Source organism: Thermanaerosceptrum fracticalcis (assembly GCF_000746025.2).
Classification (GTDB): domain Bacteria; phylum Bacillota; class Peptococcia; order DRI-13; family DRI-13; genus Thermanaerosceptrum; species Thermanaerosceptrum fracticalcis.
Genome location: NZ_CP045798.1, coordinates 1,731,648 through 1,755,365 on the forward strand (window position 1 = coordinate 1,731,648; position 23,718 = coordinate 1,755,365).

Below are 23,718 nucleotides of genomic sequence, written 5' to 3' on the forward strand. Positions count from 1 at the left end.
TCTTGTTCCATTGAGTGCCGGGTCCGTCCTGCCCAGAAAGGGTGTTACCCTTGCCTCGGTAGTTAACTTATGACAGCAGCCTTTCACAGCGTGTACTGCTGCCATAACGCAAACTTATGAGAATAGGGTTTTACCCTACACCTAACAGTTCTTTCCGGTGAACATGCCAGGAAACCAGGCTGTTCACCCCTTTCTTCTTTAGATGTTTTAATATTGCTTTCTTGACAGCAGACCACTGCTGCCAGTTATTTAGCTTTCTAAAGCCTTCTTTTGCTTTGATAAACCTGTCTGCCAGTAATTTGGGAACTCTTTCTGAAACATGACCCAGACCCCTCCGGGCTATCACCAAGGCTGCTGCCTGGTGGTTTGATAACCCGTACTGGTGCTGGTATTTCAGAATTCCTATTACCGAGGTAAAGGCCGGTTTTACTTTGAACACCGGCACTCCTTCCCTCAAAGCCCTCCGTTCTGCATCTGCCAAAAATTTTGACCAGACAAAACCGTGACTCATACGGTTAAATTTGGCCGTTACGGACTTGTCGTGTTTAAGCTTTAAGTCCTCTGTCACCAGGGCGCTGCCTGTTTCCTTTGCCAGAGCCACTACTTTCTTTACCGTTTCTCCAATAAGGTTATCCCTCCGGTTGCTTCCGGCATAAGTCCATTCTCCCTGTCTTAACCACTGACTGCCACGGTACTGCCCCAGGTAGTCTGTCAGAGCCACCCCTAAGCCGTCAGGGTTGGTATCTACCCCAACAACACTGTGGGCATGATAGGGAACCGGAATATCTTCTTCGATGGTGACATGAATATAGTACCTGCCGTCCTTACGGATTATTTCTATTTGATAGGCAGCGCCTGTTTTTAGATAATCCACTACCATCTGCCGGTAGTTCCGTCCGTTAATTTTACCCGTCTTTTTTGAGGGTTTATGGGCCAGGTAGACCGGCGCTGTAATCCGGTTATATCTGACAGTTTTCTCCGTCTGCACCTGTTCCGCTGCTATATCAAGATAGATTTGACCATCAACTTCGTATAAGCGAGTGTTCAAGTTGCCGCCCTTGGTCTTGTCTCCCCGGGACAGGTAACGGTTGCTTCTTGCTTCCTGCCATTCTTTCCGGGTGATATTGCCTTTACATCTTTCCAGAAACAGTTTTTTGCCGCCGAAAACAACTGCCGGAAAGGTCTTGGCTTCCAGATGTTTTTGCCAGTATGACAGCTTTCTTTGTTCTTTCGCCAGCCGTTTTTGCAGGTTGGCTTTTTTCCTGGACGATTTGGCTTTGGCTATTCGCTTTTGGGTAAATTCTACTTTGGCCAGAGTATTGGCGTAGTGTAATTTTACCAATTGATGTTGGCTTTTGATGGTGCTTTGGGCATCATACACCGCATCGTTAGCCTGCCGGGAGTTGAGGTTATACTTGACTTGCACGCCTTGGCGGATGTCCTGGATTCCTTTGCCTTCCAGTAATCTTTTAAAGCTCCACCTGACTGCTGCACAGTAACGGGCCATGAGGTTATCGAGGTAGGCTTGCTGGGTTTCGGTGAGTTCAAGGATTACTCCCATCGCTGTCGTTTTCACCGGCAGCCACCTCGCTTTCAATGACAGTTATCTCTTCACCAATCAAAGCCATTATCTGCGATTCTTTATAACGCCTGTGACCGCCGGGTGTGCGCAATGGTTTTAATTTCCCTTCTCTTTCCCGGCGGCGCAACGTGTGAGGCCATACGTTTAGTAGCTTTGCTGCCTGATGAGATGTTAGCATCTTTTCCATTGACACCACCCCTTGCCATTATTCTAATTAGAACACTTGTTCGATGTCAATGGATTATTGTTTTTTATTTACTTTTGTTCAATTAATCTGTAACTGTTACTTACCTCCTTTTTGCTCATCACAAGGTGAGCAACTGGCGTTTGAAATAAAACCCGCCAGCTTCTTATGTAAAGCAGCTCCCGGGTCCTTCGTCCTCCGAATAAGGATATTAATCTTCCAGGGAGAGACATTATTAAATAGAATTATACATCTTTCCAGGCATTAGTCAATAAATATTATTATATAAATATTATTATCTAAGAAAGGGGGCTAATTATGTCACTGGGTACTATTTTATGGATCATTACTATTATCATGTGTGGCATTTTCCTGTGGATTTCCTGGAGAGTTAAAGACGATGCTAACGCATCCTTCACCAACTACGCCATCGCTGGCGGAACCTTGCCGCTCTTCTTGGTATTTTTTACGGATTTTGCTACGATTATGGGTGTGGGTAACTTTATCGGCCACGCCGGTAAAGGTTACACCACCGGTCTTCCCTGGCTTTCCTTCGTCCTGGGGGAGCAGGGTTCCAAGATCCTCTTCGGTATTATTTTTGCCGGAATTGCCGGAAGGTTTACTTACATATCCCTGGCGGAAATGGCTGACGACCTCTTTTTCCGCGATAAGTGGACCCGGGCACTGGCCGCTCTCCTGGCTACAGCTGTGATGATCGCCTGGACCGGCGGGCAGGGCAAGGCCTTCGGTAATATCTTTAACGTTATCACCGGCGCAGATCCGACCCTCATTATCATCATGTTCTCCGCTGCCTTTATTGTCTATACTGCCCTGGGCGGTATTTACTCCGTGGCCTGGACCGACCTGCTGCAAGGCGCCATGGTGCTGGTCTTCGGCGTCACTTTCTACATCACCGCTTTTGCCCCTGTGAACTGGAGCTTCGCCGAGCTGTCCGGCAAGCTGGCCGCTATGGGCAAGGCCAACCTCTGGAGTTTCAGCGGCGTTAACACCATGACCATGGTCACCAATTTCGTTACCGCTACCGTCGGCGTCATGTCGGCCCAGATCTACTGGCAGCGCTGCTTCGCCGCTAAGGACTATAAGACGGCGCGCCGGGGTATCATCACCAGCGGTACCCTCTCCCTTATCTTTGTAACATTTACCGTGCTGGTCGGGATGGTCGTCCTCACCATGAAGCAAGACCTAAAGCCTGACGATGTCATGCCTTGGTTCATGCATAACTACATGCCGGTATGGCTCTCCGCTATGGTATTTGCCCTTATCCTGGCTGCCGGGATGTCCTCCGCCGACTCCTGCCTGAACTCCGCCGTAGTCCTCATTGTCAACGACCTGATTAAACCCTTCCGTCCTGACCTCAACGACAAGCAACTGGTAAAAGCGGCCACCTGGCTGACCTACATTGTAGGTGCCTTTGCCTGTTACGTGGCTATTAAGGCTGCCACCATTATAAGCCTTTTCTCCAGGGCTTATGCCATGACTGGCTCCGGCCTGGTACCCCTCATCATCATCGGGCTCCTCTGGAAAGAGCGTAACGAGCCCCATCAAATGGGCAAGAAAAACAGTAAGATTACTCCGTGGGGTGCCAGAATTGGTATCATCTCCGGCGCCGTACTCAGCCAAGTTACTGCTCTCGGTCCCAACCGTGTACTAATTGCCCTTGCTGCATCAAGTGCGCTTATCATCGTTGTTTCCATGCTAACCCGGAACACTACTACCTCTACACCAGCCAGTGTCGGCAAATAGCTAAACAGCGTACTCTCGGGTGGGACGAGAACAGTTTTAGAAAATTGTCTCTTTTCAACCAGGATAAAATATGATAGTTTCTTTGAGGGGGAAGGTTCCTTTCCCCTCATTGGCATTCAGTTTAATAGTCATATGGTAGCTTGCTTTTTTGATTCACTGCCCGGGAGGTAAAGATGACTTTCGCCGACTTAGGTGAAAAAGAAATTATGATCCTTAAAATGATTAAGGATGCTCAGGAGCCCATGGGGTCCTGGAATATTTTAAACCGGTTTACGGACGACGGCATAGAAACCAGCTCCGCCACCATTGGCCGCATCCTTAACAAACTGGAGAATTTAGGCTATCTGAAAAAAGAGAAATTCCGCGGCCGGACCATTACGGAAAAAGGACTTCACGCTATCCAGGTAAGCAAACAGTTAAAGGACATGGCCTTACAGCAAAGCAAGCTAACACAATTCATTGATCCCCAATGCTTAGGTGATTTTCTTACTGTACTGGAAGCCCGCCGGGCCATAGAACGAGAGACAGCGAAGAAAGCCGCCCTCTATGCCTCAAAACAAGATATTCAACACATGGAAGAGGTCCTTCAGCGACAAGAGGCCAAGTATCAAGAACACCAGTGGATCACCGAAGATGACATCAGCTTCCATAAAGCCATTGCCCGCGCCTCCAGGAACAGTATTCTGGAAAGCATGTACTCCCTCCTGGCTATTTTCGGCCAGCAGTCCAGAGCCTTTGAGTTATTACGGGAGAAAATTCATGCCGAATATATGGTATCTCACCGCCGTATTTTGAATGCCATTAAAAACGGTGACCCGAATGAGGCCGAAGAGGCCATGCTGGCCCATATCGATAATCTGGTGGCCGATGTAAAAAAATACTGGGAAGTAACCTTTCGCAAAAAAAGAAGGGAAGAGGCGTAACCTTTTCCCTTCTTTTTTCGCTTTTCACCGCTGTCTAACCAGGCGGAATTAGGGATATAGTACAAATACTCGATGAAAGTGAAATTAATTAAATTTAGGTGTTTACCCGATTAAAATAATTTAATAGAATAGGTATGGTTCACCAGTACAATCCTTAAGGAGGCCCATGATGAATAATAAATCCATAGCCGTAATATTGCTTTTGTTTAGTCTCCTTATTATAGTAGGAAACCAACCGGTACTCGCCGCCCAGGAACCGGATTCTTTACCTACCGGCCCTCAACCCCTTACGAAAACCGTAATTGAGCTTAAGGAACAGGAAATTTCCCTGGACTGGCAAGAAGAGACTACCCTGGTTAAAGGGTTATACCGTTTCACCAACCCTACCAATAAAAAGATCAAAGTAACACTGGGTATGCCAGGTAAAAACATCGTTATTGATGGGGAAAATACGCCTAAACTGGTTATCTCTTCCGGGGAAAACAATATAAAAACTAAATACGATAAGAAATACGGCATGTACACCTGGGATCTTACCTTTAACCCCGAGGAGAGCCTTGATCTCCATGTAGAATATGAAGTGGCGAACACTCTCTCTGAACAAAAATATACCTGGACGGGCTACGATTTTAGCAACGCTACGAAGTGGACGGATAAGCCGGTAACCACATCGGTAACACTCAACTTTAGGGAAGTACATCCAGGCCAGATTAAAGCTATATCACCCCGCAGTTATAGTATCACTGGCGATTCCCTTGTCTGGAAATGGGTAGACCAGACCCCGGATACTAACGTCCACCTAACAGCCGATGTGGTCGGCGAAAAAAACACCTGGCTTTCCAGGCTCAGTGACCAGCAAAAACGTGAACTTAATAGTCTTTTGGAAAATAAATCTTATCTGGAAGCCGCCAACTTATTGGGTCAGTGTAAGCAAAAAGCCAGTAAGGAAGATAAGGAATTTTTAGCCCTTGGACAGGCTTATTACTTGGAAAGGTCCGGCAAATGGGAGGAAGCCAACAAAATCTGGGAATATCTTTATGATAATGAAGCTAAATCAGCCCGGGTCTACTGGTCACTGGCCAAAGCTCACGGAAAATCCATCGCTAAACTGACTGAAATTTACCAGGGAGTACGGGAACTGCAAATTCATCCTTTCCTCCAGCACTGGTTGGTTGCCCAGCTTCCTCCCGGTAAAGTAAAATTGTCCCCGCCGGAAAAAAATCCTGCTACAGCAAGTTTTGTGGAAGAAGGACGCAGCGGGTTACTCGTGAAAAGCAATTTTGCTGACAAGGATGGAGATATAGAAAAAATTATACTGCGGTATCACTGGGAAGACGGTAAAGTGGAGGAAAAAGAGATGCCTCTGGAGCCCTTCCGCTATGAACACAACATCAGCACCTTTTTACCCGCCCCCGGTCCATTGCAGCGTTTGTCCTACGAATTTATTGGCGTAGATTCTTCAGGCAATAAAGAGTCTACCAGTCAAAAAGAAGCCTTTTATTTAAATAGTGATATTACCAGTGAAACTTACATCATGCATGGTGCTAAGCTGGTCCTGGGTGACTATACCCCTGAAGAGCAGGATAAAGTCTATAAATGGTTTAAAAGTTATTTGAAAATGGCTAAAGAGGCGGGCTTTGTACCAATTGAAGCCAGGAGTCCCTATTTTATCTTCCTGGGAGAACCCCATGACCTTACGCGCAACTACAAAGGTTCCCTCTTTATGATGTATACCCCTGCTCCCTTTTCCCCTGAACAGACCAAACTGGCTGTACACCGTTACTTTCTGTCGTACTGGTACGGACCAGGCTGGCATACCCTTCCCGCCAAGGAAGCAGAAGAACTGGGAGACGCCCTTTTGCTTGGTAAAGGTTACTATGTAGAAAGTCTTAAATACCTGAATCACAAGGACCCCAAAAAATTCGCCATGTTACTTGCCAAAATAGGAGAAGGCAAGAACTGGCTTACCAGTTTAAAGGAAGTCTTTAATTTGACCCCCGGCAGTTTATTTGTCCGGGTAGTATGGCACGTCTACGGCAACATGGTCCTGGCCTTCTTCATCATTATCGCCTTTGCCTGGCTGGGTAAGACAGGTTATCTGGTCAGGTTTGTGCATATGTTAAAAGGGAAATAATACTCCTTTCTCGTTATACTCCCAGGCAATATTAACTAAGAGTTCCGTCCCTGGTTTTAAAACATCCTCATCTATATCAAAACGTGGATGGTGATGGGGATAAATAATACCTTTGGCTGCATTGCCGGCCCCCAGGAAAAAGAAGGCGCCAGGCACCTTTTCCAGGTAATAGGCGAAATCCTCCCCGGCCAACCATGGACGTCCAATTCCTACATTACTGGGACCCAAGACTTTCTCGCCTACTTCCAGTACTAGCTGTCCCTCTTTCTCATGATTATTCACCGGTGGATAACCTTCCTCATAGCTAAAACGATAGTCTGCACCATACATGCTGCAGGCTGCGGCTACTTTCCTGTTTAACTCTTCCTTAATCTTCTGCCTTACCTCCGGAACAAAACTTCGCACTGTTCCTTCCAGATAAGCTTTATCCGGAATCACATTAAATGCGCTCCCAGATTGGATAATCCCAAAGCTAATAACACCCGCATCCAGGGGATCCAGGCTCCTGCTGACGATACTCTGGCAGTTCATCACTATATTGGAAGCAACAAGGATAGGATCGATACATTCCTGGGGCTGGGAGCCATGGCCCCCCTTTCCCTGAAGATGAACCGTGAATCTATCAGCCGCCGCCATAATGGGTTTATCCAGTACAATCTCCAGCTTCCCCGCTTCCAGCGTTGACCGGAGATGGAGACCGAAGATGGCATCCACATCATCAAGAAAACCCTCTTCCATAAACGCCAAGGCCCCGCCAGGCGCCGTCTCCTCGGCATGCTGGAAAATAAACTTTACTTTCCCGGGAAATTTTTCTCGCAATTTAGTAAGTACATGGGCCGCACCCAGGAGCATGGCCGTATGCCCGTCATGACCACAGGCATGCATCACACCAGGTACCGTAGAGGCGTATTCACTTTCTGATTCTCCGGCAAGTTTCAAGGCATCCATGTCCGCTCGTAAAGCCACTATCGGTCCGGGCAGGCCTCCCTCCAGTACTGCCGCAACGCCTGTCTTCCCTATTCCTTCGTATACCTCAAGGCCAAGAGCTTTCAAAGAACGTGCTACCAGGTTGGCCGTCCGTTCTTCACAAAAGGAAGGCTCCGGGTGCCGATGAAAGTCCCTCCGCCAGGCAATTATCTGTTTTTCATACTCTGCAACACAAGCTCTGATTTTCTCTTGTCTGTTCATCTTCATCCCTCGTCTTTGGTGTTGTCTTACAGTACATATTATCTATTTTAATATTCCATATAGAAAAAGAAAAACCTCTGCCGAAAAAGAGGTTTTTCTTTGTGTTCCTATCTATGATATGGCTCCTGCACATCCAGTTCCATTCCCTGGCTACCTTTACGAACGACGATATACTTCTGCCATTCGGGGTCTTTTCTGCCCATAGGCGTGCTATCCTCGTAGTCGGCAAAGAAGAGATGGGGACCGCGGCATTCCTGGCGTAAGAGGGCAGCCCGCAGGACCATTTGGCGTTAATAAACAGTTCTTGGTCTCCAGTAGGAAGGGAAGCCTGGTGCATGATATCCTGAAGTTCGGCACGCACCTTGTAGGCGGGGAGTCCTTCCTTGTTTTCCAGGAGAGAAATCAACTGGGCTTGTAATCTGGTATCTAAGGCAAAGACTCCCGCTATTTTGTCCTACTTGATGATAAGTTCAGATCTTGTTTTAGTTGGTAGTTGTTAGTGTTATGTCCTAATTAAGGTTGTATTGATTACCGCAAGGGAGCTGTGACCGTATCTCTTTCCACCACTGAGACATCCATCAACTTAACAAGATTGGGGGGGTTTAACATTGTTAATCAGGTCAATGACACGCTGAGCCGCCTTCCTCCCCCATAAATCTTCGTTTTATTGCATTGCCAGATTAGTTTCAGGCGTTTACAATATATAAAACAGTAGTTGTACGGAAGGAGTATTGTTCATGGATTCTGTTAACGCTATCCGGGAACTAAAAGCAACGCTGGGGGAACACAAGGTTCTCACTGCAAAAGAAGACCTGATCTGCTATTCTTATGATTCTTCCCCCTATATCTGTCAACCCCTGGCTGTGGCTGTTCCAGAAAATAGGGAAGACGTGCAGGCAATTTTAAAGGCCGCATCCAAATATCAAACACCCGTCATCCCCCGGGGAGGAGGTACCAGTCTCGCCGGAGGCAGCGTACCTAGCGAGGGATCTATCGTCATAGATATGAGCAGGATGAACAGGATCCTGGAGATTGATACCAAGAACTTAGTCGCCGTGGTCCAACCCGGCGTGATTACTGCTGACCTGCACAGGGCTGTGGAAGCCCAGGGCCTCTTTTATCCCCCTGACCCCCAAAGCATGAACATGTGTACCATTGGTGGTAATATCGCTACCAACGCCGGTGGACCAAAGTGTTTTAAATACGGTGTTACTAAAGATTATGTCCTGGGATTGGAATTTGTCCTGGCTGACGGGCGTGTCCTCAGAACAGGGGGCAAAACCATCAAAAATGTCTCCGGCTACGATTTGACCCGTCTTTTCGTGGGTTCCGAAGGTACCCTGGGCATTATCACAGAAATTATCCTCCGTCTTATTCCGTTGCCCCAGGCCAAGCGCACCGCCCTGGCTCTTTTCAACACCCTGGAAGAAGGGGCAGCGGCTGTTTCGGGCATTATTGAAAGACGCATTGTACCTACCACCCTGGAACTGATGGACCAGGACAATATGACCTTGATCGAAAAAGCCAAGCACGTGGGCTTCCCCACCGATGCTGAGGCAGGTATCCTCATTGAAGTCGATGGTAAAACCCGGGAGGTTGATGAGGATATTGTCCGGGTAGCCGAAATCTGCAAAGAATTCGGGGCCAGGGAAGTGAGGATTGCCCAGACACCTGAAGAAGCGGCAGCCCTCTGGGCCGGTCGCAAAGCATCTTTCGGCTGTCTCACCCATAGTACCCGTTCCATCTTTACGGAGGATGCCACCGTTCCCCGCAGCGAGCTGGTCAACGCCGTCCGGGAATTTAAAGCACTGGGCAAAAAATACAACCTGCGGATACCCATCCTGGGCCATACTGGGGATGGCAACCTCCACCCATCCATTCTTTTTGATGAACGGGACAGCGAGGAAGTAGCCCGAGTAGAAAAATGTGTCGACGAAATGTTTGCCCTTGCCCTCAAACTGGGCGGTACTTTAAGCGGCGAACACGGCATTGGTATCGCCAAGAGAAAATATATTCCCTGGGAGTTTGGGGAAACGGGACTGGAAGTACTGCGAAACATAAAAAAAGCCTTTGACCCCCTTAATATCTTAAATCCCGGTAAAGTCGTCCTTTTAGGTGAAGCCCATGAATGATGAGTACATTAAACCATACCAAGATGAAACTGAACGCTGCCTGCGCTGCGGCATCTGCCTGGGTTTCTGCCCTGTTTATCATGCAGAAAGGCATGAAGGCACCGCAGCCCGGGGGAAAATCCGGATGACCCGTGAACTGCTGACAGGAAATCTCCAGTTAACCCCCCGCCTCAGGAAGTTTATCGACCTCTGCTTAGGCTGCCAGGCCTGTGCGGAAAGCTGCCCCAATAAAATTCCCACCGATAAAATAGTAGCGGCAGCCCGGGCCCAGTTCGTAAAAGACCAGGGCTTACCCATGGTTTACTACCTGGCCCTGCGCTGGGGCTTAAAGAATCCGGCTGTCATGGAAACTGTTTTTGCCTCCCTTGGTCTGGCCAGGAATCTCTCTTTAACGAAGCTCTTGCCCCACTCCCTCAAAGAAAAAGAAGAAATTCTCCCGCCCCTGCCGTCTAAGACTTTCTGGGAACAGTATAAAGCTAAACCAGGTAGCGGAAAAAAAGTGGCCTACTTTGTGGGCTGTATGACCAATCTGGTCTTTCCCCAGGTCGGGTTAACGGCTGTACGGATGCTGGAAGCCCACGGCTATGAGGTCATTGTTCCCAAGGTATACTGCTGCGGGTTGCCCCATTATTCTTCCGGCGACATGGATACCGCCCGGGAACTGGCGTTAAAAAACGTGGATATCTTCTCTACCCATGGGGTGGAAGACATCATTACCGATTGTGGTTCCTGCGGCAGCGCCCTTAGGGAATACCCTCACTGGCTAAAAGACCAAGACCAGTCCAAGGCCCAGGAATTCGCCGGCAAAGTACGGGATATCACGGAATTCCTGGTCAACGATGCCGGAATCAAACCTGGCTCCTTGGTCCTTAACAGGACCGTCACCTACCATGATTCCTGCCATCTTAACCGGACCATGGGAGTTACCAGAGAACCCCGTCTACTCTTAAAATCCCTGCCGGGGGTAGAATACCGGGAAATGATTGATGCCAATCGCTGCTGCGGGGGCGCCGGCACCTTCAACATTAAAAACCCGGAAGTATCTATGAAAATCCTTGAACGGAAAATGGCCACGACTAAGGAGACAGGCGCCAATACCTTGGCTGTGGGCTGTCCCAGTTGCCGCATGCAGCTGGCCCTGGGTGCCAGGAAGTTTAATGTGCCCGTAGAAATACTCCATCCGGTGGAACTGTTAGCCATGAGTTATGGGCAAAAATAAGAAATGAAACCTTTAACTATTAATGTTATAAAAAGGGAATGGATGCCTAAGGTGGAGCATCCATTCCCTTTTAGTATTTCACTGTAATTTTATCTGCCTGTGCTTTCCCCATCTGCGAAGTTAAATACACCCCGGTAATGATGAGAACACCGCCCAGGAGATGAGCATAAATAAGTTTTTCCTGCAAAAATATAATACCGAACAGGGAAGCGAAAACCACGACCAGGTTCTGGTAGATATTTGCCCGGTTAGGACCCAGTTCCAACATGGCTTTATTAAAGAACAGAAAGGATACTATAGTGGGAAATATCCCGAAATAGAGGAGACTCAGGTAATGATAAGGCGCCAGATTTCTTATCCACTCTATACCGCCCTGATAGTTTTCATAAATAATTAAAGGCGTGGTAAAAATAAGTCCACCCAAAATAGATGCGGCAAAAACGGCTTTAGACGGAGCCAGCCTTCCTTTTAACTTTAATACCATGGAATAGACAGCCCAGAGCAGTACAGCAACCAGCATGATGAGGTCACCTTTATTAAAGGTTAAGCCTATAAGATTTTCCCACTTCCCCCGGGCAATAATCAAAACTACACCCGCAAAAGAAAAGATAATACCTCCCAGTTGTCTTAAGGTAATCCTTTCCTTGAGGAAAATAAAACTAAACAGGATAACGGTGACCGGAGAAAAAGAATTAATCAGAGCGGTATTGGTAGCAGTGGTATACTGAACCGCAAGGTATACACACATATTAAAACCTAAAATTCCTGTTAAACCCAGGGCGGCAAAAGCAGGCCAGTTGGCGAGGAGGATATCTTTATGTTCCTTTAGCTCACGCCAAGCAAGGGGTAAAAAAATGAGGAAAGCCTCCGTCCAGCGCAGATATGACAGGGTCAGCGGCGGTATACTGCCGGTAACAGCTCTCCCTAAAGCAATGTTGCCACCCCAAAAAAGGGTAGCCAGGACCAGCAGCAAGTGTGGAGATTTAATCATTTCATCCTTCTCCTTTTCTATTGCTTATACTGATATAATAAAACATTTCCGTATACTTGTTAATTCTTATTAAAACAACACATGATAATGGTATATAAGGAAAGGGGACACACCTGCTGAAGCATAGGTATTTCTCTGGGGACAGGAATGTCCCCATCGGTATTGGACACACCTGCTGAAGCATAGGTATTTCTCTGGGGACAGGAATGTCCCCATCGGTATTGGACACACCTGCTGAAGCATAGGTATTTCTCTGGGGACAGGAATGTCCCCATCGGTATTGGACACACCTGCTGAAGCATAGGTATTTCTCAAAAGAGAGGAATGTCCCCAATATAATAGGTGATAAGCGGTGAAGTTACACATCTTGTGCGGCATTCCCGGCAGCGGCAAATCAACTTTAGGTACCCGTCTTCCCGGATATATTGTCTCCACTGATAGCCTGCGCAAATTTCTCTGGAACTATGAAGCCATTGTGCAGCATGATACACTGGTCTTTACATTAGCCGAAAAGATTATCGCTTACCTGCTCTCCAAAGGGAACGGAAAGTGCCCACTTATGTAATCAAATCCCTTTATAAATCCTTTCAAATTCCCTAGATAAAAGAAGGTATCAATGTGATAAAAATTTATAATGAAGAACTAAGGATAGTCAAAATCATGCCTGCCCGGAGGAATCTCAAAAGATAATTTCCAGACGTCGCTTCTCCCTTGATTGCTATAAAATGAAAGCGTGGTCTTGTTCATCCCAAGACCACGCTTTCATTTTTCATATTAAGGTTTATCCATATAACCGCCGTTTCGGATAGTTTCCTCCAGAGTCCCGGGAATAGCGGAATACAGGCGGGAAACTTCCTCCCGGTCCAGTTCATTAGCTTTTCGGTCAGGCCTGATCCCTGCCGCAAAGAGTATCTCGTCGGAATAACAATTACCGATTCCTGCAATAAACTCCTGATCAGTGAGGAGTGGTTTGAGTGCACCCTTCCAGGGAAACCATTTGAAGCAGCCTAAAGATACGTTTTTACTCTTACGATAACAGCAGCCAAGACCGGCGCCCAGATGGCGCTGTAGAGTAGGGTTAAACATAGGGTGACGGGTATCAGCAAAGCCCTCTTCACTCCTGTGAGCCAGGGTAACACAGGTATACCAAGGAGGAAACCGAGTATAAACATCCCAACGGAAAGCAAAAGGGCAGCAATCCCTACCACCGCCGGGAAAGGTGCCTGGCGTTTCATCAGGATCCCCAGGGAGAGTCCCAGAAGTCCCGAGGAAAGAAAAAAGATTAGGGCCTGGGGCACACTGAGGGTAAGCATGATAAACCCGGCCACCAGGTAAGCCAAAAAACCCGTGATTCCATGGATATAGCCTGCCAGAGCAATGGGCAGGGTACTCAAAGAACTAAAAGAAATTCCAATAAAAGGGAGATAAAGGGGTGAAGCCTGAAATCCTACGGCTACGCTCGCTAAAAGTGCCCCTATCGTTAGATTACGGGGGTTTTTCCATTCCTTATTGTTCATTTTCAGCACCTGCCATCTGTTCATTCTTTGTGTAATTATATTCGTAACCCCGAGAAAAGTACGTATTGCTGTAAAATATTGCAATTACACAAAATGAGTTTTTAGGCAGGATTCTCCTCGTTTATGTCGAAAAAACTTAAGTGGCATAAAAGAGAGGAGCAGCAATAATGAGAAAATACACGGGGTTGTTAAAAGGAACAGCTTTGGTTTTGTCTTTCTTTTTAGGAACAAGCCTTTTTGTGACGGCAGGAGCAGCAGAACTGGACTTAAAAAAACGCCAGGAACTGATTGAGCAAAAAATAAGGGAACAACAAGAACTTCTCCAGCAAAAGAAAAAAGAAGAACACAAAAACCTGCTGGAACTTAAATACATAAACAATGTACTTTCCTCAACGGAAAAAGAATTACGCACCACGGAAAGCAAACTGTCGAAAACGGAAAAAGAATTAAAATACCTGGAGAGTGAATTAAATAAATCCCAGAATAATCTTCAAAAAAACACAAAGATTCTTGAGGCGTGTAAGGGCTCTTTATGAACAGAGCGAGGTACATGTTCTGGAGGTTTTGCTCAATTCTACCAGTATTACGGATTTTTTGACCCGCTGGGATTTATTAAGCCGTATCGCGGAAAAGGATATGGAACTTATCGATAGCGTTAAAGAGGAAATTGCATTTTACCAGGACAAACAAAAACAATTTCTGGTGAAAAAAGAAACCCTGGTTAACCTGCAGGCAGACCAGAATGAAAAAAAACATAAACTGGAAATCGCCAGTTCCCGTCAAAAAGAAATTCTGAAAGACATTCAATCAGACAAGGCCGCTATTGAACAGGCTCTGGACGAACTGGAGGCCGAATCAAAGAAAATTGAGGCCGAACTGCGTCGCCTGGCGGGAAATAATAGTGGAAAATATCTGGGAAGCGGTAAGCTAGCCTGGCCTACTCCCGATTATAGTAGAATCACCTCCCCTTTCGGCTGGCGCAGGCATCCTATCTTGAGAACCAACCGTTTCCACACAGGGGTTGACATTGGTGCCCCCCACGGTGCTACCATCGTAGCTGCCGAAAACGGCAAGGTTATTGATGTAGGCTGGCGAGGAGGATACGGCAGAGTCGTCATGATCAGTCACGGCGGCAATATCGTCACCCTCTATGCCCATACCTCCGCCGCCTTAGTGGAACCGGGAGAAGAAGTGAAAAAGGGTCAAGCTATCGCCCGGGTAGGAAGTACAGGCTGGAGCACCGGTCCCCACCTGCATTTTGAAGTAAGGTTTAACGGGGAACCACAGAATCCAATGTCGTATCTAAAATAAGGAATAGCAAAAAATGAGAATGCCGAGCATTCTCATTTTTTGCTATTCCTTATCAATTTTTTCTATTAATTATTAGGCAAAAAGCAAAAGACTCACAGCCATAACAGCCATTCCGGCGACCAGCCCGTAAAGCGAAAGGTGGTGCCCACCATATTCCCGTGAAGCGGGCAAGAGCTCATCGAAAGAGATAAAAATCATAATACCGGCCACAGCCGCAAACAATAAGCCAAAAATCAGCTCACTCATGACATATTTAAGAGCAATGATGCCGAGCAAAGCTCCCAGTGGCTCTGATAGGCCGGAAAGAAAAGAATATAGAAAAGCTTTTTTTCTGCTGCCTGTAGCGTAATAAACAGGTATGGAAACAGCTACACCTTCCGGTATATTGTGAATAGCCACGGCAATAGCCACACCGATACCTAAAGTGGGATCATTTAAGGCAGCCGTAAAAGTGGCCAGCCCTTCAGGGAAATTGTGAATAGCAATGGCTAAAGCAGAAAAAAGCCCCATCCGCAACAGCCGTTCTTTGTCCGGTTTCTTTTTCCTGTTTTCTATTTCTTCCACTTTCCTTATTTCATGGGGATTTTCAAATTCCGGCACCAGGCTGTCAATGATGGCTATTAATAACATCCCTGCAAAAAAAGCCAAAACTGCACACCACGGTCCCATCTTGATACCTAGCTGAGCAGTGAGGATTTCCCTGGATTTAGTTAATATCTCGACAAAGGAAATATAAACCATAACCCCGCCAGAAAAACCCAGAGATACCGAGAGAAAAGCAGTGTTGGTTTTTTTAGCCAGCAAGGCTATTAAACTTCCGATCCCCGTGGATAAACCGGCAAATAAAGTAAGACCGAAAGCTAAGAGCACAGCGTCATCGTACACACGCATATCTCCTTTTTAAAATTACATTAGACTATTTATTAGACAATCCTCCTTCTTTCTCCTTTTCAAATTTACTTAAAATATTGCCTTATCAACGGTAAAGAGGAAATCTTGACAACCCCGCATACTCAAAATATAATTTAACTAATTGATAATGTTTCTCATTTAATTCATTCAGGAATAGATTTTTAACTAGAATTTAAGCTTATTAAATTTAACAATTGATAATTATTGTCATTTTTAGTAAATAATTATAAAGGAGGAGCATAAGAATGAGTGTTTTGGTTATTGGCGGGGACAGACTCGGTAATATTTATGATAATCTCCAAAAGAAAGGTTTTACGAGGATCCAACATCTTTGTGGCCGTAAAAAAGGTCATTTAAAATCAGATATTACTGGCAATTTTGACGTTATACTGGTACTTACTGATCACGTTAATCATTCTTTAGCCCGGTTAGTAAAAAAGCGAGCCAGGCAAACCAACACTACGGTTATTTACGCCAGACGTTCCTGGTCTGACATTGAAGCAAGAAAGTTTCGGGAATGTGACTGACCATGTTAAGACTGATGAAAGCAAGAAAAGAAGAAGAAAACATATTCCACGACATTATCGAATGCCTGGTAGCAGCTCTGGAAGCTAAAGACCCATATACGAAAGGACATTCTACAAGAGTGGCTGACATGGCTTATGATTTAGCCCAAAAAATAGGCCTTAAAGGCAAAACACTCAACGATGTACATATAGCTGCCCATCTTCATGATATCGGCAAAATCGGCATCCCCGATAATATCTTGAATAAAAAAGAAAGATTAACCCCCAAAGAATGGAGACATATCCAACGCCATGCAGAAATTGGCTATGAAATCCTGAATAAGTCGGGCAGGTTACGGGATATTGCTATTATAGTTCTCCATCACCATGAACGCTGGGATGGTAAGGGCTATCCTTTAGGAAAAAAAGGTAAAGAGATACCTTTAGGTTCAAGATTAATAGCCATCTGTGATTCCATTGATGCCATTACTTCAGAGCGACCTTATCGCAGAGCCTTATCCTGGGATGAATGCCGTCAGGAAATAATGGTTAATAAGGGTACACAGTTTGATCCTTTTTTAATAGAGGCCGTTCACAAAATGTGGCCAGAATGGCAGGACCATTACTCCACAATGTCCCGTAGTTAACAAAGCATAAAAACGAAAGGAAAGAACTTTTATGGAAGTGTTCGCCCATCATATTTACGAATTTAAAAAGGGCTTACGAAATCTGATCCTGCATACCACCCATAAAGCTATGAAGGAAAAAATAATTATCCGCTTAGAAAAAGAAAAAATCCCCTATCTTATTTATCCGGTAGGGGAAAAAAATATCAATGTATTTTTTGGTGAGGCCAAATGCATAGATGTAATTAAATCCTTCAAGAAACAAGGTTTAAACGACTATACTGATGAAGAAGACTACATTTTAGGCATTATGCTGGGATATGACTGTATAAAACAATGTGAAAGATATCTGAAAAGAAAACTCAAAGAAAAATCATTTGCCGAAAAATTACTTACCGGCTAGCCCTTTCTTTATACCAAAATAATAACCCAGAAAAGCTCCACCTATTGCAGCCTGCAGAGCAAAAAGCAGACTTTCCGTTTCTCCACCGGGTGGCTGCCACAAAACAGGGAACCATGGTTCGTAGTCTGGCTTAATCTGTAGGATGACCTCTTCAGCAGCACCGTCGGCCCCTCCAAATTCAGAGTCAGTTATCATAATTAAAGGCATGATCGTTAAGACAACAACAGCAAAAATAAGTAAAAGATTTTTACGCGCCAGGGTCATGCTGCACATCTCCTCTCAACAGGGCTAATTCTTGGAGTTCGCTTTGACTGTAGACGGTAAGATAATTGTAAACAAGAACCGTCAATAAGCCTTCCACGATTGCCAGGGGAACCTGGGTAAGAGCAAAAATGCTGCCAAATTTGATTAAGGAAGCCATCACACCTCCTGTAGGATCAGGGAAAGCCAAGGCTAATTGCAAGGAAGTAGTAACATAGGTTGCTAAATCACCTAAAGCAGCCGCTAAGAAAATGGAAATACCCTGAGCCCCAACTTTTTTTGCAGCCTTATAGACCCCGTATGCAACCAGGGGCCCCACCACAGCCATGGAAAAGGTATTAGCTCCCAATGTGCTTATACCCCCGTGGGCTAAAAGAAGGGCCTGGAAAATAAGCACAATACAACCAATAACACTCATAGCCATAGGGCCAAACAGCATAGTACCAAGACCAACCCCGGTAGGATGGGAACTGCTCCCTGTAACGGAAGGCAATTTTAACGCAGATAAGACAAAGGTAAAAGCAGCAGCAACGCCTAAAAGCATCTTTAACTGAGGATTCTCACTGGTTACTTTGCCTATGGAGCGGAGACCCAAATATAAAAACGGTAAACTGGCCAGGCTCCATACTACAGCCCAGTTTAGAGGCAGGAATCCCTCCATGATGTGCATGGCATAAGTTTCCCGTGGTAATAAGAAGACAAGTAATGCGGTAAGAATAAACCACCTTCTTTTCATTTTCGTCCCTCCCTATATTTTTAACGTAGTAACCATGAGTCCAATAAGCAACCTGTAAATCACCTCCAAACAAAAGAAAAATCCCTTAGCTGCGCTAAGGGACTGTAACCCGCCTCAAAGACTTAGTCCGCTTAAGCCTGTTCTGTTCCCCAGATAGCAGGCTTCCCGTTAGGCAGGTCTTCTGGCTCTCGTGTCATCCTCCTCCCCGTCTTCCCACCCGGCACTTAACTTAATGGTAGTAACTATATTACTAACCATTAAGTTAAGTGCTGGACAGTGACATTTTGGGGATTCGTCTCCGATTACAGCGGCGGGTCCGCACCGGATTTTAACCGGTTTCCCTATTCTCCCTCCTGAAAGGGCACCTAACAGATAATGTATAAAGTTTTGTCCAAGTTTATGTTACATAACTATGCAGGATTTTGCAAGTTATTCTTTTCTCACCAACAACAATTAAAAAAAAATAAGAATATTACTACTTCCAGTTATTAACACTTAAGCCCTTGCTTTTAAGGATGCCATGGGTTTATAATAAATGCAAATGCTAATGATTTGCATTTGGAGGTAATTTATGAAAGCTCGCTCTATTCTGTCACTTTTTTTGTCCCTCATTTTTGTTTTCACTTCAACGGCCTGCAGCCAAAAACCGGCTGCCACTGTAAACAGAGACCCTGATCCCCCAGCTAAGTTGACAGTATATACCAGCTTTTATCCCATGTATGATTTCACCAAAAGAATCGGCGGTGATAAAGTTAAGGTCATAAATATAGTTCCGGCGGGAGCCCAACCCCATTCCTTTGAACCCTCTACCAAATTACTGGCGGAATTAACTAAAGCCAAACTTTTTATTTACAACGGCGCCGGCATGGAACACTACATAGAAAAACTCAAAGAAGCCGTCAAAGGGACTCCTTTAATCCTGGTAGAAACCAGCGCCGGCCTGGACTTAATCAAGAGTAACCTTGAACATAAATATGAACATGAAGAGGAACATAAGAAAGAACATCATGATGAAAAAGATAAAAAAGATGAAAAAAAAGACGCCTATGAAGACCATGAACATGACGGTATTGACCCTCATACCTGGTTAAGCCCCGGTAATGCCCTTAAACAGGGGGAAAAAATTTTACAGGCTCTGAACCAAGTAGACGCGGCAAATAAGGATTACTACGAAAAGAATTACCAGGCTTTTAAAGAGGAGTTAAGCAAACTGGACCGAGAATATCAAGAGACATTATCAAAGTGTAAGAGAAAAGAGATTGTGGTATCTCATGAGTCCTTCGGTTACTTGGCGCGAGATTATGGTCTAAAACAAATCCCGGTCATGGGTTTAAATGCTGATGCTGAACCTACACCGGGAAAAATGAAAGAGATTATTAATACGTTGAAGGAACACGGTATCAAATATATCTTTTTTGAAACCCTGGTGAGCCCTAAAATCTCTGAAACCATCGCCCGGGAAACCAAAGCACAAACCCTGGTCTTAAATCCTATCGGTGGACTCACGGAGAAAGACCTTCAGGCAGGTAAAGATTACTTCAGCATCATGCGGGAGAATCTGGAAAACCTCAAAATCGCTCTGGAGTACCAGCCATGAAACCGGTTATTTCCTTAAGTCACGTCTCCTTTGCCTATCCAGGAGGACCTTATGTCCTGGAAAATATCAACCTTACGGTTTATCGGGGAGAATTTCTAGTAATTTTAGGTCCCAACGGGGCCGCTAAAACTACGCTCCTAAAGCTCATGCTGGGCTTATTAAAACCACTGAAAGGTTCTGTGGAAATTAACACCGAAACTAAGGCAGTTGTAAATTATATTCCTCAAAAATCTTCGGCCCTCAATCCCGGTTTTCCCGCAACAGTAGAGGAAGTAGTGAAACTGCAGGTTGCTGTCAAAGGAAAAACAGCGAGTAGCTTAGTCCATTCTGTTTTAGAAAAAGTTGGTTTGCTGGAAAAAAGGGATACCCTGGTGAGTTCCCTTTCCGGCGGCCAGTTTCAAAGGATGCTCATTGCCCGTTCCTTGATCAATCACCCACAAATCCTCTTCCTTGATGAACCTACTACGGGATTGGATGCGGAAGCCCAAGAGGACTTCTTATCTTTACTCGTTAAGCTTAACAAAGAAGGCCTCACCATCGTCATGGTCACCCATGACGTTTCCCCGGTTTTGGACCATGCCTCCCGTTTCCTCTACATTTCCAAAGGCAAGGGAAAAGAAGTTGCTAAAGAAGATTTGAAAGTGGTGTAGCCGTGCTGGAAATTTTACAATATGTCTTTATGCAGAAAGCCTTAATTGTCGGTCTTATAGTGGGCATCCTATGTCCTACCATGGGCCTTTTTCTGGTTCTCCGCCGTCTTTCCATGGTAGGGGAAACCCTGTCCCACGTCTCTTTATCCGGAGTATTATTCGGCATACTCTGGGGTATTAGTCCTATCCCTTTTGCCTTGGTTATGTCTATCCTGATATCTATACTCCTGGAGAAACTGCGGCGCTATTTTAAATATTATGGAGAAGTCTCTCTCGCTATCATTACGGCGGGAGGTTTAGGGACTGCCGTTATCCTGATGGGAATAGTACGCGCTTCCGATTCAACCCTGGCCAGCCTTCTTTTCGGCAGTATTGTGTCCGTAACAAATGAAGAAGTTATTTTTATAGGTATCCTGGCCCTTATCGCTCTAGGCTTAGTTACACGGTATTACCGGGAATTATTCTATCTGACCTTTGACGAAGAAGGAGCCCGCCTGGCCGGAATCCCGGTTAACTTCTTCAACTATCTTATTATCATCCTGGCAGCGGCCATTATTGCTCTGGGTTTAAGAATCGTGGGAGCCCTGCTTATCTCTTCACTCATGGTTGTTCCTACGGCTACCAGTATCCTGCTTGGCAAAGGTTTTAAGGTTACCTTGATATGGGCCAATCTTTTTGGTATTACCTCTGTATTAGTTGGCTTAATCGCCTCTTTTTATCTTGATTTGGCTCCCGGCGGTACCATTGTGGTCACTTCGGTCATAATTCTTCTTCTTGTCCTTTTAGGCAAGAAGTGCAAAGAAAACTTGGCTTGTATCAAGCTGTAGGCGAAGGTAGAAGCCAAGTTGCACTTGTGCCGCGGTACAAAGTGCACTAGTTCATACCGGATTTTAATTTTGGTCAGTATTTGTTAGAATAAGAGCATCACATCAAGATCAGGAGTTAAAAGATGCCTGCGAAAATAGAATTTATTTACGATACAATTAAAGATAAAGGCTTCAAACTCACACCTGCCCGTAAAATCATCATTTCTGTTTTTTGCAGTTCTGAAGATAAATTTCTCAATGCTGCCGAAATCTATGATCAGGTACGAAGCCGAAACCCAAAGATAAATTTCTCTACGGTCTACAGAAATCTGGAAATTTTAGTAGAGAGCCGGCTCATCGAAAAGCTGAATTTCGCCGACGGGGCAAAATTTAAGCTGCGGGGACCGGAATCTCACCTTCATCATATGATCTGTAAGTCATGCCATAAGACAGAACGCTTACCTTACTGCCCCCTGGGAGAGTTAGAAAAGACACTGCGGGAATCTACAGATTTTTTACCCACGGAACACCGCATCGAAATATACGGTTACTGTAAGGAATGCAGAAAAAATTCCGGAGTTGAGCAGGATAATTAGTAAAGAAAGCGAATATAATTTAAACGAAATGATAAGCCACGAAGGCTTATGTACAGGAAAAGTCGACAATTTACCCTGGAGAAAATACCCATGAAGGTTTAGGCGTGAAGCCTAGCTCTTTTATGGGTATTTATATTTTTACGAAAGAGAGGTTATCAACTGTGAACAACAACCATGCCAAACAAACGATCACCGCAGGTCTTTTAATTGCTCTGGGTCTTGTCCTGCCCATGGCCTTTCATACTTTCGGTATGGGAGGCCCGGTCTTCCTGCCCATGCACATACCCGTTCTTTTAGGCGGCTTTGTCCTCTCTCCCCTCTATGCTCTTTTAGTGGGAATGGTAACCCCTATCGCCAGCAGCGTTTTAACCTCCATGCCTCCCCTCTTTCCCGGGGCTGTGCAGATGATGTTTGAGTTAGGCACTTATGGTCTTGTCATTTCTTACCTGTACCACAAACGAAACATATCCCTGTTCCCTACTCTTTTAACGGGTATGCTCGCAGGAAGATTTGTGGCAGGAGCTGTGAACTATCTCCTCTTAACACAATTCCTAGCCAAGGCTTTCAAACTTAAAGTTTTCCTGACGGCTGCCTTTGTCACAGCAGTCCCCGGTATTATCATTCAGTTAGTCATCATCCCCATTATGGTAAGACTATTGGAAAAGGCTAATTTCATTATGGGCAAGGAGAATATTAATGACAGTAGAACTCAATCGTAGTTTCTTCAATAATAAAGCAGACCAATGGGACAATATTGTGAACCATAACCCTGAAAGAATCCAATACCTCTTAGGCAAACTTTGTTTAATCCCCGGCGCTTCCGTACTGGATGTGGGAACAGGCACGGGAATCTTACTGCCTTTTCTCCTGAAGTTGGTTGGCGAAACAGGACGGATAACCGCTATTGATGTGGCCGAAAAAATGATAGAAAAAGCCAAAGCCAAATTTCCACACCCCAACATCCAATTTATTGCAGGCGACGTTACCGATGCCTCTTTTCCTCCCCAAAGTTTTGACGCAATTGTGTGTTACTCGGTTTTCCCTCATTTTATCAATCCCTGGGAAACCCTTCAGTCTATGAATAGGTATTTAAAAGATGGCGGTCTCCTTTTAATCTGCCACTCGGAAAGCCGGGAGACAATCAATCAGAGGCACAAGGAACTTGGCCGGAGCTTGATTTCCCATGGCTTACCTCCTGCCGAAGACCTGGAGGCTCTTCTCACAGAAGTAGGCTTCAAAGTAATAGATAAAAAGGATAATGAATATCTGTATTTTGTTTTAGGTAAAAAATGAGTGGTCGGTATTTCACCGGCCACTTTTATTTGCCCTGAAACCTGGGCTTGCGTTTTTCTAAGAAAGCCCTGTAGCCTTCCTGGTAATCTTGACTGTCAAAACACCTGGCCATTTCTAGTTCTACCTTGTGTAAATCCCTTAACTCCGGCTCTTTTAGGTATTCCTCCACAGCCATCTTAACGGAACGGATGCTTCTATGACCAGGCAGATAGTTTTTTTAATGCCCACACTGGCTTTTAAAATTTCCCCGGAAAAGGTCTTGGTTAAAAATGTTAAATGATGACAAAAAATAATAATTGAGTGAGATAATACAACGTAATTTAAGTAGATTTGAGAAAATAACCCTTCTGGTTGTATCCTGACCTAATCTGACCTTTGCTCAAAAAT

At 45.3% G+C, this 23,718-nt stretch carries 28 protein-coding genes and 1 riboswitch; of the genes, 17 read left to right on the plus strand and 11 right to left on the minus strand.

Going from position 1 to position 23,718, the window contains the following annotated elements; genetic code table 11:
• Positions 1-130 precede the first annotated feature (130 nt).
• Complete coding sequence (locus tag BR63_RS08945; protein WP_187142711.1) at positions 131-1,576, minus strand: IS200/IS605 family accessory protein TnpB-related protein; 1,446 nt, start codon at positions 1,574-1,576, stop codon at positions 131-133.
• Entirely contained in the window at positions 1,545-1,769 is a 225-nt protein-coding gene (locus BR63_RS08950; RefSeq protein WP_243270002.1) for a MerR family transcriptional regulator, read from the minus strand. Before BR63_RS08950 ends, BR63_RS08945 begins: the two co-directional genes overlap by 32 nt.
• A gap of 315 nt (positions 1,770-2,084) precedes the next feature.
• Here BR63_RS08950 and BR63_RS08955 point away from each other — a divergent pair, with 315 nt between their 5' ends.
• The 3 genes from BR63_RS08955 (at position 2,085) to BR63_RS08965 (ending at position 6,587) form a co-directional block, all read left to right on the plus strand.
• Entirely contained in the window at positions 2,085-3,530 is a 1,446-nt protein-coding gene (locus tag BR63_RS08955) for a sodium:solute symporter family protein (RefSeq protein ID WP_034422163.1), read from the plus strand.
• A gap of 173 nt (positions 3,531-3,703) precedes the next feature.
• Positions 3,704-4,453 carry an FCD domain-containing protein gene (locus BR63_RS08960; RefSeq protein ID WP_034422166.1) on the plus strand — a complete coding sequence of 250 codons (750 nt, stop codon included), beginning with the start codon at positions 3,704-3,706 and terminating at the stop codon, positions 4,451-4,453.
• A gap of 166 nt (positions 4,454-4,619) precedes the next feature.
• The gene (locus tag BR63_RS08965; RefSeq protein ID WP_161781877.1) at positions 4,620-6,587 is read left to right on the plus strand and encodes a hypothetical protein; all 1,968 of its coding nucleotides are present in this window, start codon (positions 4,620-4,622) and stop codon (positions 6,585-6,587) included.
• Here BR63_RS08965 and BR63_RS08970 read toward each other — a convergent pair.
• Together BR63_RS08970 and BR63_RS08975 are read right to left on the minus strand one after the other, a co-directional pair.
• Positions 6,573-7,775: a M20 metallopeptidase family protein gene (locus tag BR63_RS08970; RefSeq protein ID WP_034422170.1), complete on the minus strand. Its 1,203-nt coding sequence runs from the start codon at positions 7,773-7,775 to the stop codon at positions 6,573-6,575. The genes BR63_RS08965 and BR63_RS08970 overlap by 15 nt on opposite strands.
• A 107-nt stretch (positions 7,776-7,882) precedes the next feature.
• Positions 7,883-8,059: a hypothetical protein gene (locus BR63_RS08975; RefSeq protein WP_153802076.1), complete on the minus strand. Its 177-nt coding sequence runs from the start codon at positions 8,057-8,059 to the stop codon at positions 7,883-7,885.
• A 453-nt stretch (positions 8,060-8,512) separates the two neighbouring features.
• Here BR63_RS08975 and BR63_RS08980 point away from each other — a divergent pair, with 453 nt between their 5' ends.
• Both BR63_RS08980 and BR63_RS08985 read left to right on the plus strand, forming a co-directional pair.
• Positions 8,513-9,907 carry an FAD-binding oxidoreductase gene (locus tag BR63_RS08980; protein ID WP_034422172.1) on the plus strand — a complete coding sequence of 465 codons (1,395 nt, stop codon included), beginning with the start codon at positions 8,513-8,515 and terminating at the stop codon, positions 9,905-9,907.
• Entirely contained in the window at positions 9,900-11,126 is a 1,227-nt protein-coding gene (locus BR63_RS08985) for a (Fe-S)-binding protein (RefSeq protein WP_034422173.1), read from the plus strand. Before BR63_RS08980 ends, BR63_RS08985 begins: the two co-directional genes overlap by 8 nt.
• Positions 11,127-11,196: 70 nt before the next feature.
• Here BR63_RS08985 and BR63_RS08990 read toward each other — a convergent pair whose 3' ends face one another.
• Entirely contained in the window at positions 11,197-12,117 is a 921-nt protein-coding gene (locus BR63_RS08990; RefSeq protein WP_034422175.1) for a DMT family transporter, read from the minus strand.
• Between the two features lie 352 nt (positions 12,118-12,469).
• Between BR63_RS08990 and BR63_RS08995 the strand changes: the two genes are divergently transcribed.
• Complete coding sequence (locus BR63_RS08995; protein WP_034422176.1) at positions 12,470-12,682, plus strand: AAA family ATPase; 213 nt, start codon at positions 12,470-12,472, stop codon at positions 12,680-12,682.
• 209 nt (positions 12,683-12,891) lie between these two features.
• Here BR63_RS08995 and BR63_RS09000 read toward each other — a convergent pair whose 3' ends face one another.
• Both BR63_RS09000 and BR63_RS09005 read right to left on the minus strand, forming a co-directional pair.
• Positions 12,892-13,203, minus strand: a complete 312-nt coding sequence (locus BR63_RS09000; RefSeq protein ID WP_081908142.1) for an Fpg/Nei family DNA glycosylase — start codon at positions 13,201-13,203, stop codon at positions 12,892-12,894.
• A complete protein-coding gene (locus BR63_RS09005; RefSeq protein ID WP_034422178.1) occupies positions 13,125-13,634 on the minus strand; it encodes a hypothetical protein in 510 nt (169 codons plus the stop codon). Before BR63_RS09005 ends, BR63_RS09000 begins: the two co-directional genes overlap by 79 nt.
• A gap of 167 nt (positions 13,635-13,801) precedes the next feature.
• Between BR63_RS09005 and BR63_RS09010 the strand changes: the two genes are divergently transcribed.
• Both BR63_RS09010 and BR63_RS09015 read left to right on the plus strand, forming a co-directional pair.
• Complete coding sequence (locus tag BR63_RS09010; RefSeq protein WP_051965722.1) at positions 13,802-14,170, plus strand: hypothetical protein; 369 nt, start codon at positions 13,802-13,804, stop codon at positions 14,168-14,170.
• Positions 14,145-14,945: a murein hydrolase activator EnvC family protein gene (locus tag BR63_RS09015; protein ID WP_420825495.1), complete on the plus strand. Its 801-nt coding sequence runs from the start codon at positions 14,145-14,147 to the stop codon at positions 14,943-14,945. The genes BR63_RS09010 and BR63_RS09015 overlap by 26 nt, the downstream gene beginning before the upstream one ends.
• Positions 14,946-15,017: 72 nt before the next feature.
• Here BR63_RS09015 and zupT read toward each other — a convergent pair whose 3' ends face one another.
• Positions 15,018-15,830, minus strand: coding sequence for a zinc transporter ZupT (gene zupT, locus BR63_RS09020; RefSeq protein WP_243270087.1), 813 nt, complete (start codon positions 15,828-15,830; stop codon positions 15,018-15,020).
• A 272-nt stretch (positions 15,831-16,102) separates the two neighbouring features.
• Between zupT and BR63_RS09025 the strand changes: the two genes are divergently transcribed.
• Genes BR63_RS09025 through BR63_RS09035 form a run of 3 tightly spaced genes read left to right on the plus strand, consistent with a single transcriptional unit; the run spans position 16,103 to position 17,392 of the window.
• Positions 16,103-16,384: a DUF2325 domain-containing protein gene (locus BR63_RS09025; protein WP_034422181.1), complete on the plus strand. Its 282-nt coding sequence runs from the start codon at positions 16,103-16,105 to the stop codon at positions 16,382-16,384.
• Positions 16,385-16,386: 2 nt separating this feature from the next.
• Positions 16,387-17,010: an HD-GYP domain-containing protein gene (locus tag BR63_RS09030; protein ID WP_034422183.1), complete on the plus strand. Its 624-nt coding sequence runs from the start codon at positions 16,387-16,389 to the stop codon at positions 17,008-17,010.
• Between the two features lie 31 nt (positions 17,011-17,041).
• Positions 17,042-17,392, plus strand: a complete 351-nt coding sequence (locus BR63_RS09035; protein WP_034422184.1) for a DUF2023 family protein — start codon at positions 17,042-17,044, stop codon at positions 17,390-17,392.
• On the opposite strand, the gene BR63_RS09040 is transcribed toward BR63_RS09035, so the two are convergent.
• Both BR63_RS09040 and BR63_RS09045 read right to left on the minus strand, forming a co-directional pair.
• Positions 17,378-17,656 carry an energy-coupling factor ABC transporter substrate-binding protein gene (locus BR63_RS09040; protein WP_034422185.1) on the minus strand — a complete coding sequence of 93 codons (279 nt, stop codon included), beginning with the start codon at positions 17,654-17,656 and terminating at the stop codon, positions 17,378-17,380. The genes BR63_RS09035 and BR63_RS09040 overlap by 15 nt on opposite strands.
• The gene (locus BR63_RS09045) at positions 17,640-18,389 is read right to left on the minus strand and encodes an energy-coupling factor ABC transporter permease (RefSeq protein WP_034422186.1); all 750 of its coding nucleotides are present in this window, start codon (positions 18,387-18,389) and stop codon (positions 17,640-17,642) included. Before BR63_RS09045 ends, BR63_RS09040 begins: the two co-directional genes overlap by 17 nt.
• A 154-nt stretch (positions 18,390-18,543) precedes the next feature.
• Positions 18,544-18,773, minus strand: a riboswitch (cobalamin riboswitch).
• 187 nt (positions 18,774-18,960) lie between these two features.
• On the opposite strand from BR63_RS09045, the gene BR63_RS09050 reads away from it, so the two are divergent.
• The 6 genes from BR63_RS09050 to BR63_RS09075 all read left to right on the plus strand — a co-directional run bounded on the left by BR63_RS09050 (position 18,961) and on the right by BR63_RS09075 (position 23,331).
• On the plus strand, positions 18,961-19,986 hold the full coding sequence (locus tag BR63_RS09050; protein WP_034422187.1) for a metal ABC transporter substrate-binding protein: 1,026 nt from the start codon (positions 18,961-18,963) through the stop codon (positions 19,984-19,986).
• The gene (locus BR63_RS09055; protein WP_051965726.1) at positions 19,983-20,636 is read left to right on the plus strand and encodes a metal ABC transporter ATP-binding protein; all 654 of its coding nucleotides are present in this window, start codon (positions 19,983-19,985) and stop codon (positions 20,634-20,636) included. Before BR63_RS09050 ends, BR63_RS09055 begins: the two co-directional genes overlap by 4 nt.
• 2 nt (positions 20,637-20,638) lie before the next feature.
• Positions 20,639-21,463, plus strand: coding sequence for a metal ABC transporter permease (locus tag BR63_RS09060; RefSeq protein ID WP_034422188.1), 825 nt, complete (start codon positions 20,639-20,641; stop codon positions 21,461-21,463).
• A 122-nt stretch (positions 21,464-21,585) separates the two neighbouring features.
• Positions 21,586-22,038, plus strand: coding sequence for a Fur family transcriptional regulator (locus BR63_RS09065; RefSeq protein ID WP_034422190.1), 453 nt, complete (start codon positions 21,586-21,588; stop codon positions 22,036-22,038).
• Between the two features lie 161 nt (positions 22,039-22,199).
• Positions 22,200-22,757 carry an ECF transporter S component gene (locus BR63_RS09070; RefSeq protein WP_034422192.1) on the plus strand — a complete coding sequence of 186 codons (558 nt, stop codon included), beginning with the start codon at positions 22,200-22,202 and terminating at the stop codon, positions 22,755-22,757.
• On the plus strand, positions 22,735-23,331 hold the full coding sequence (locus BR63_RS09075) for a class I SAM-dependent methyltransferase (RefSeq protein ID WP_034422194.1): 597 nt from the start codon (positions 22,735-22,737) through the stop codon (positions 23,329-23,331). The genes BR63_RS09070 and BR63_RS09075 overlap by 23 nt, the downstream gene beginning before the upstream one ends.
• 25 nt (positions 23,332-23,356) lie before the next feature.
• On the opposite strand, the gene BR63_RS09080 is transcribed toward BR63_RS09075, so the two are convergent.
• Entirely contained in the window at positions 23,357-23,500 is a 144-nt protein-coding gene (locus BR63_RS09080) for a hypothetical protein (RefSeq protein WP_153802077.1), read from the minus strand.
• Between the last annotated feature and the right edge of the window lie 218 nt (positions 23,501-23,718).